Raw genomic sequence first — 5,981 nt, 5'->3', positions numbered from 1 at the left:
GACCATCCTGATGCGCCCGTTCGACCCGCCGCGCGTGCTGGAGCTGATTGAGCGGGAGCGGGTGACCATTTTCGGCGCGGTTCCGACGATGTACCAGCTCATCGCCCAGGCCCCCAACTGGCCCGCGGCTGATCTCTCCTCGCTGCGCTTCTGCACGTCCGGCGGCGCGCCGCTGCCCGTGCCGCTGGTGGAACAGTACACCCGCGAGAAGGGCATCCGCTTCAAGCAGGGCTTTGGCATGACCGAGTTCGGGCCGGGCATCTTCGCTTTGGCCCCTGAGGACGCCATCCGCAAGGCCGGCAGCATCGGCCGGCCAAACTTCTACGTCGAGGCGCGGATCGTGGACGACCACAACCGCTTCCTGGGCGCGGACGAGGAAGGGGAGCTGGTGCTGAAGGGGCCGTCCTACTGCTCCGGCTACTTCGGCGACCCCGAAGCCAGCGCCGCGGCCGTGGACGAGCGCGGCTACTTCCACACCGGCGACATCGCCCGCTACGACGCCGAAGGCTACTTCTACATCGTTGACCGCAAGAAGGACATGTACATCAGCGGCGGCGAGAACGTCTACCCGGCCGAGATCGAGCGGGCGCTCTACGAGCATCCGGCGGTGCTGATGTGCGCGGTCATCGGCCTGCCCGACCCCAAGTGGGGCGAGGTCGGCCGGGCGTGCGTGGTGCTGAAGCCCGGTGCGACAGCCGGCGAGGCGGAGTTGCTGGCTTTCATGGCTGCCCGGCTGGCAAAGTTCAAAGTGCCCAGGAGCGTTGACATCCGCAACGCCCTGCCCATCTCGGCCGCCGGGAAGATACTCAAACGAGAACTGCGAGAAGAGGCAATTGAGAGTAAAGGTGATTGAAGAAATGCTCACGCAAAGCGCGCGAAGTTCGCAAAGAACGCCAAAAGATAATTTTAGCGGCCTTTGCGTTCTTAGCGCGCTTTGCGTGAGCTCTTGCTCTTAAGGAGAAACGAATGTCCACTATTCCAACCCTGCCCGGAATCACGTCCAAACTCATCCCGACCGCCCGCATCCGCAGCCACGTCCTCTTCAGCGGGCCTGACGACGGCGAGCCGGTGGTCTTCGTCCACGGCAACGCCTCTTCTTCGACTTTCTGGGAAGAAACGATGCTGGCCCTGCCGCCCCGCTTCCGCGCCATCGCCCCCGACCTGCGCGGCTACGGCGACACGGAGGACTTGCTCGTCGACGCCACGCGCGGCGCGCGCGATTGGAGCGACGACTTGAAGGCGCTGTCGGATGAGTTGGGCGACCGGCCGGCGCATCTGATCGGCTGGTCGCTGGGGGCCGCGCCCATTCTCCAGTTCGCGCTGGATCACCCGCAGTTGGTGCGTTCCCTCATCCTGGTCAACCCGATCAGCCCCTACGGCTTCGGCGGGACGAAGGGCGCGGACGGCCAGCCCTGCTACGACGACTTCGCCGGCTCGGGCGGCGGCAGCGTCAACCCGGAATTCGTGCGCCGCATGCAGATCGGCGACCGCAGCGCCGACGACGCCAACAGCCCGCGCAACGTCATCAACAGCTTCTACTACAAGCCGCCCTTCCGCGCCGCCCGCGAGGAGGAGTTCCTCACTTCGCTGCTGCTGGAAAAGACCGGCTCCGACCGCTATCCCGGCGACCTGACCCCCTCCGCCAACTGGCCTAACGTCGCGCCGGGCGTCCTGGGGCCGATCAACGCCGGCTGCCCCAAGTATCTGAACCTGAGCGGCATCGCCGACATGCCCCACAAGCCGCCCATCCTGTGGCTTCGCGGCGACAGCGACCAGATCGTGTCCGACATGTCGCTGTTCGACTTCGGCACGTTGGGCCAGTTGGGCGCGGTTCCCGGCTGGCCGGGCGCGGACGTGTTCCCGCCGCAGCCAATGGTGTCGCAGACGCGGGCCGTCCTCGACCGGTACGCGGCCAATGGCGGCGCGTACCGCGAGGTCGTCATCGCCGACGCCGGCCATAGCCCGCACATCGAGCAGCCGGAGGCGTTCCGGCAGGCGCTGATCGAGTTTCTGCAGGAGAAGAAGTAATCCGCAGATTGCGTAGATTAAGCAGATTTAAAGAGGCTCACGCGAAGAGCGCTAAGGACGCAAAGCGCGCAAAGGTTTCTGTTTAGCGTTCTTGGGTTTCCCTTTGCGTTCTTTGCGTGAGCTCTTCCCCCACACATGGACTGTCTGGAAGCGCTGACGGGCCGCAGGGGTGTCCTGCGCTACGATCCGCGCCCGGTGGCGCGGGCGGAGATCGAGGCCGTCCTGGCCGCGGCCATCGCCGCGCCCAGCCCGGCCAACCTCCAGCCCTGGGCCTTCGTCGTCGTCACCCAACCGGAGTTGACCCGCCCGCTGGCGCGCTACCTGCTGGACGTACAGGACGAGAAGGTCTTTCAGGCGTTCCTCGGCCTGCGGCCGGAGGAGACAGAGCGTTACCTGGGCCTCTACGAGCAGTTCGAGGCCGCGCCCTGCTTCATCGTCGTCTGCCTGGAACCGAAGGCCCAGTTCGCCCTGGTTGAGCATGAGGCCGTCCTGCGCGACTGGTCGCTGATGTGCCTGGGCGCGGCGACGGGCAACCTGATGGCCGCCGCCCACGCCCGCGGCCTGGGTACGCGCTGGTTTGGCGGCTTTGTCCTGGATGACGGCGGGCGGATGCTCAAGGAGTGGCTGGGCATCCCGGTCGAGGTGGAGATCGCCGCTGTGACGCCGCTGGGCTACCCGGCCGACGCGACGCCCATCCGGCCGCGCGTTCCGCAGACCCGCGAAGAGCTGGCCGCCTTCCGCCGGAGCGATCAGCCGGCGCTGGCCCGGCTGCTCAAGGGGAAGTTGCCGGTGGAAGAGGTCGTTCACTTTGAGCGTTGGAACGGAGGGAGCCTCCATGTACACCTTTGACTGGTTAGCCAAGCAAGCCGACCTCCGCCCGCACCAAACCGCGTTGGTTGACGCGGCCACGGGCCGGCGGTTCACCTACCCGGAATTCCACCTGCGCGCTAGCCGCTTCGCCGAGTTCGTGCAGCGTGAGTGGCGGCTGGCTCCCGGCGAGCGGGTGGCCTTGCTGGCCCCCAACTCGTCCGACTACTTCGAGATTCTGTGGGGCTGCGCCAAGGCCGAGGTCATCCTGGTCTGCCTCAACTGGCGGCTGGCCGTGCCGGAACTGGAGTTCATCATGCGCGACGCCACGCCCACGGCGCTCATCTACGACCCGGCCTTCAAGGATGCCGCCCAGGCGTTGAAGGCGCGCTTCGGCCTGTCGCGCGTCGCGGCGCTGGGCGAGCCGCAGCCCGGCGAGATCGCCTACGAGAGCGCCCTGGCCGGGGCGTCGGGCCGGCCGGTTGTCATGCGCCCGCGCGGCCTGGACGAGAACTGGCACCTGCTCTACACCGCCGGCACGACGGGCAAGCCCAAGGGCGTGCTCCAGACCTTCGGCATGGTGCTCTACAACGCGCTCAATATTGGCTTGCCCAGCGACCTGACCTCCGAGGACGTGACGCTCAACCTGCTGCCCTGCTTCCACACCGGCGGGCTGAACCTCTATACCAACCCGACCTTCCACGTGGGCGGCACGGCCATCGTCCAGAAGTCGTTCGAGCCGGCCGAGACGTTGCGCCTTCTGGCCGAGGAGGCGACGGCCTTCTTCGGCGTCTCGGCCGTCTACCTGTTCCTGAGCCAGCACCCCGACTTCGAGCGGACAGAGTTCAAGCGGATGCGCTGCTGGTCGGCCGGCGGCGCGCCCATCCCCACCAGCCTGCTCCAGCGCTACCTGGATCGCGGCATCGAGATCCGCTTCGGCTTTGGCATGACCGAGACGGGGCCGACCGTTTTCCTGATCGAGAAGGACTACCCCCGGTCGAAGTTAGGCTCGGTCGGCAAGCCGCAACTGCACGTGGACGTGCGCATCGTCGATCGGCAGGGGCAAGACGTGCCGGCCGGCGAGCGCGGCGAACTGCTGATCAAGGGGCCGGGCGTCACGCCCGGCTACTGGCAACTGCCGGAGGTGACGGCCGAGTCCATCGTGGACGGCTGGTTGCACTCCGGCGACGTGGCGATGTGCGACGGGGACGGCTACTACTACATCGTGGATCGCTGGAAGGACATGTTCATCTCCGGCGGCGAGAACGTCTACCCGGCCGAGGTGGAGAACGTCATCTACCAGCTGCCCCAGGTGGCTGAGGCGGCGGTCATCGGCGTGCCGGATGAGAAGTGGGGCGAGGTCGGCCGGGCCTTCGTCGTCGTCAAGCCCGGGCAGACGCTCGATGAGGCCGAGATTATCGAACACTGCCGCCAGAACATCGCCCGCTATAAAGTACCCCGCTCGGTGGCCTTCATCGCGCAACTGCCGCGCAACCCGGCGGGGAAGGTGGTGAAAGGAGAATTGCGGGCGCTGGTGAGTAGTAAGAAGTGAGCAGTAAGAAGTGGTCAGTGGCCGATCACTGACCACTGACCACTCTTCAGACCTATGAATAGCGAGCTGCCCACCCGTCGTTCCCGCATTTTCACGCAGGAACAATTCAACCGCTTCGCCGCGCTGAGCGGCGACGACAACCCCATTCACGTGGACCCGGTCTTCTCCGCGCGCACGAAGTTCGGCCGGACGGTGGCCCACGGCATGTTCCTCTACGCCAACCTCTGCCAGGTCATGGGTGAGGTCGCGCCGGGGGCCTTGCCGCTGGCGCAGGAACTCCTGTTCCCCGCGCCCACCTTCGCCGGCGAACCGGTCGAACTCCAGGTCGCCGCCGAGCAACCCGCCCCCGACGCTCGTAGTCAGGCGATTCATCGCCGTTCCGCGGCTCTACTCAGCCTCAAAACCGACGTAATGAAAGCCGGCGGCGCATTCACCTGCCAGGGTCACGCCCTCCTGCAACTCGACCGTAGCGCGGGATTCTTATCCTGCGACGCTACCCCGCCGCCGCCCCCCTCTGTCACAACCTGGAAGGGCCTATCCACCGGCCAATCGGCCACCCTCATCCGCGCCTTCACCGACTCCGACCTGCGCGACTACCTCGACCTGCTCGGCGACGCCAACCCTCTCTACACCGACCCGGCCGTCGCCGCCGCGTGGGGGCTGCCGGGCGTTCCCCTGCCGGGGCCGCTGCTGGGCGCGCTGTTCTCCTGCCTGCTGGGCACGCAACTGCCGGGGCCGGGCACGAACTGGCTGAAGCAGCGCTTCGCCTTCATGGCAGCGGCCCATCCCGGCGAGACGCTGGAGGCCCGCGTGCAAATCGTTCGCATCCGGCCGGAGAAAGAGTTGGTGAACCTGCGCACCTGGATCACCGCTGGTAGTCAGGCGATTGATCGCCGTTCCATCTGCGACGGCGAGGCGCTGGTGTGGATCAGCGATCTCGCCGCCAGCCAATAGGAGGAGCCATGCCAACCATTCAAGCCAACGGCACGACGCTTTACTACGAACTCCACGGCCCAGCCGGCGCGCCGCTGCTGGTGCTCAACAACGGCATCCTCATGAACGCCGCGGCCTCCTGGGCCTTCCAGACCCCGGCGCTGAGCCGCCATTACCGGCTGCTGCAATACGACTGTCGCGGCCAGGGGCAGTCGGAGCACCCCGACGGCCCGTACACGATGGAACTGCACGCCGCCGACCTGGCCGCGCTGCTGGACGCCCTGGGTGTGGAGCGCGCCCCCGTCCACATCGCCGGCATCTCCTACGGCGGCGAGGTGGCCCAGGCGTTCGCGCTGGCTTACCCGGAGCGGACGCGCAGCCTGATCCTGTGCGACACCGTCAGCGAGGTCGGCCCGGAACTGCGGGCGACGGCCCTGGCCTGGCTGGACGCGGCGCGGCGCGCCGACGCCGAGAGCTTCTTCAACGCCACCGTGCCGTGGAACTTCTCGCCCGCCTTCATTCGCGATCACCCGGCGCTGCTGGCCGACGCGCGCCGGCGCTACGAACTGCTCGACTTCCCGGCCGTGGCCCGGCTGTGCGAATGCTTCCTCGAAGTGGATTTCACCGCCCGGCTGGGCGAGATCGCCGCGCCGGCCTGCAT

General features: G+C 67.2%; 6 protein-coding genes. All 6 read left to right on the top strand.

The window, feature by feature from the left end; genetic code table 11:
- On the top strand, window positions 1-853 hold an 853-nt coding region (locus ACE3UY_RS07670), incomplete at its 5' end, for an AMP-binding protein (RefSeq protein ID WP_374686954.1).
- Window positions 854-966: 113 nt separating this feature from the next.
- A complete protein-coding gene (locus ACE3UY_RS07665) occupies window positions 967-2,028 on the top strand; it encodes an alpha/beta fold hydrolase (RefSeq protein ID WP_374686953.1) in 1,062 nt (353 codons plus the stop codon).
- Between the two features lie 135 nt (window positions 2,029-2,163).
- Window positions 2,164-2,877: a nitroreductase family protein gene (locus ACE3UY_RS07660; protein ID WP_374686952.1), complete on the top strand. Its 714-nt coding sequence runs from the start codon at window positions 2,164-2,166 to the stop codon at window positions 2,875-2,877.
- Window positions 2,864-4,387: a long-chain fatty acid--CoA ligase gene (locus tag ACE3UY_RS07655; RefSeq protein ID WP_374686951.1), complete on the top strand. Its 1,524-nt coding sequence runs from the start codon at window positions 2,864-2,866 to the stop codon at window positions 4,385-4,387. Before ACE3UY_RS07660 ends, ACE3UY_RS07655 begins: the two co-directional genes overlap by 14 nt.
- 54 nt (window positions 4,388-4,441) lie before the next feature.
- Complete coding sequence (locus ACE3UY_RS07650) at window positions 4,442-5,341, top strand: MaoC/PaaZ C-terminal domain-containing protein (RefSeq protein WP_374686950.1); 900 nt, start codon at window positions 4,442-4,444, stop codon at window positions 5,339-5,341.
- 8 nt (window positions 5,342-5,349) lie between these two features.
- Window positions 5,350-5,981, top strand: a 632-nt coding sequence (locus tag ACE3UY_RS07645; RefSeq protein WP_374686949.1) for an alpha/beta fold hydrolase, incomplete at its 3' end; no start/stop codon positions are given.

Origin of the sequence: Promineifilum sp. (SeqCode) (assembly GCF_041918635.1) — a bacterium.
Classification (GTDB): domain Bacteria; phylum Chloroflexota; class Anaerolineae; order Promineifilales; family Promineifilaceae; genus Promineifilum.
This window is presented reverse-complemented; position numbering and strand designations above follow the sequence as displayed.

Bases quoted from the DNA above. Each gene is read 5' to 3' on its own strand.
- ACE3UY_RS07665 (WP_374686953.1), top strand. From the start codon at position 967: ATGTCCACTATTCCAACCCTGCCCGGAATCACGTCCAAACTCATCCCG.
- ACE3UY_RS07660 (WP_374686952.1), top strand. From the start codon at position 2,164: ATGGACTGTCTGGAAGCGCTGACGGGCCGCAGGGGTGTCCTGCGCTAC.
- ACE3UY_RS07655 (WP_374686951.1), top strand. From the start codon at position 2,864: ATGTACACCTTTGACTGGTTAGCCAAGCAAGCCGACCTCCGCCCGCAC.
- ACE3UY_RS07650 (WP_374686950.1), top strand. From the start codon at position 4,442: ATGAATAGCGAGCTGCCCACCCGTCGTTCCCGCATTTTCACGCAGGAA.